The following is a 1066-nucleotide window of genomic DNA, read 5'->3' as shown; positions in this document are numbered from 1 at the left end:
GGGCGAATAGTTTGGCGACATAGACCCGAAACCGAGCGACCTATCCATGGACAGGATGAAGCGAAAGTAAAATTTCGTGGAGGTCCGAACCGCCTGACGTTGAAAAGTCATCGGATGATCTGTGGATAGCGGTGAAATTCCAATCGAGCTCGGAGATAGCTGGTTCTCGTCGAAATAGCTTTAGGGCTAGCCTCAGAATAAAGAGTAGCGGGGGTAGAGCACTGAATGGTCTAGGGGTCAATATTGGCTACCAAAACCTATCAAACTCCGAATACCGTGTACTTGATTTCTGGGAGTCAGACTATGTGTGATAAGATTCATAGTCGAGAGGGAAAGAGCCCAGACCAACCGCTAAGGTCCCAAAGTATATGTTAAGTGGAAAAGGATGTAGAGTTGCATAGACAATCAGGATGTTGGCTTAGAAGCAGCCATTCATTTAAAGAGTGCGTAATAGCTCACTGATCCAGGAACTTTGCGCCTAAGATTTCCGGGGCTAAAACATATCACCGAAGCGATGGACTCGAAAGAGTGGTAGACGAGCATTCTATGTGGGCAGAAGCTATACCGTGAGGAGTGGTGGACTGCATAGAAGCGAGAATGTTGGCATGAGTAACGAGAGGCAGGTGAGAAACCTGCCCGCCGAAAACCCAAGGATTCCTGAGGAAGGCTTGTCCGCTCAGGGTTAGTCGGGACCTAAGCCGAGGCCGAAAGGCGTAGGCGATGGATAACAGGTGGAGATTCCTGTACCACCGAAGGTTGTTTGAGAGATGTGGGGACACAGAAGGATAGGCAGAGCGCACCGTTGGTTGAGTGCGTCCAAGCCCGTAGAGAGTCTGGGGAGGCAAATCCCCCCGGATGTTAATCTCAAGAGGTGATGGGGAGCGAAATTTTAAGTAGCGAAGCTGTTGACTCCAAGCTGTCGAGAAAAGCCACTATCGAGACCTAAGGTGCCCGTACCGTAAACCGACACAGGTGGGTGAGGAGAGAATCCTAAGGCGAACGGGAGAACTATTGTTAAGGAATTCGGCAAAATGACTCCGTAACTTCGGGAGAAGGAGTGCCGAAG

The 1066-nt window shown here is 50.0% G+C and carries 1 rRNA gene; it reads left to right on the top strand.

Annotated elements, in window-relative coordinates:
- Positions 1-1066: ribosomal RNA gene (locus ISALK_RS14850) — 23S ribosomal RNA — on the top strand; the annotation flags it as partial.

Source organism: Isachenkonia alkalipeptolytica (assembly GCF_009910325.1).
In the GTDB taxonomy this organism is placed as follows: domain Bacteria; phylum Bacillota; class Clostridia; order Peptostreptococcales; family T1SED10-28; genus Isachenkonia; species Isachenkonia alkalipeptolytica.
Note: the sequence above shows the minus strand (reverse complement) of the source record. Positions and strands in the feature narration are given on the sequence as shown.